The 672-nt window shown below is 65.9% G+C and carries 1 protein-coding gene and 1 pseudogene; both read left to right on the forward strand.

The window, feature by feature from the left end; genetic code table 11:
- Window positions 1-19 precede the first annotated feature (19 nt).
- A pseudogene (locus FUT87_RS28180) lies at window positions 20-274 on the forward strand (2Fe-2S iron-sulfur cluster-binding protein); the annotation flags it as partial.
- A 21-nt stretch (window positions 275-295) separates the two neighbouring features.
- A partial coding sequence (locus FUT87_RS28185) for a TetR/AcrR family transcriptional regulator (protein ID WP_147243086.1) occupies window positions 296-672 on the forward strand: 377 nt, incomplete at its 3' end.

The raw sequence follows: 672 nt of genomic DNA on the forward strand, positions 1-672 counted from the left end.
GTGCTCGTGATCCGCGACGGGCGTCTCGCGCGAGATCGAGTTCCGCAAGAGCGATCCCAGCCTGCTCGACGCCGCGGCGCGGGCCGGGATGGACGTGCCGTTCTCCTGCAAATCGGGCGTGTGCTCGACCTGCCGCTGCAAGCTCATCGAGGGCGAGGTCCGGATGGATAAGAATTTCGCCCTCGAGAAGCACGAGGTGGCGGCTGGATTCATCCTCAGCTGTCAGGCCCACGCCCTGACGCCGCGCGTCGTGATCTCGTTCGACGAACGCTGATTCACAAGGAAAACAACACCCATGGCCCGAGGTCGCGCCCCCGGATTCGATGCCACCCGCGAGGAGATCCTCGCGCAGGCCGCCCGACTTTTCGCCAACCAGGGCTACCCGGCCACCTCGATGAACCAGGTCGCCGAGGCCTGCGAGGTCAGCAAGCCCACGCTGTACCACTATGTCCGCGACAAGCATGAGCTGCTCGCGCAGATCTGCCAGAACCACCTGCAGCATCTGGTCGACCTGGTCGACGAGGTGAGCGCGCAGGGCCTGCCGCCACAGGATCACCTGCGCGGCCTGATCCATCGCTTCGTGCAGGCCTACGGCGAGGCGCAGAACGAGCACCGCGTGCTGACCGAGGACCTGAAGTTCCTCGACGACGAGCACCGCGAGCGCATGGTCGA

It is taken from the genome of Mitsuaria sp. TWR114 (genome assembly GCF_007997345.1).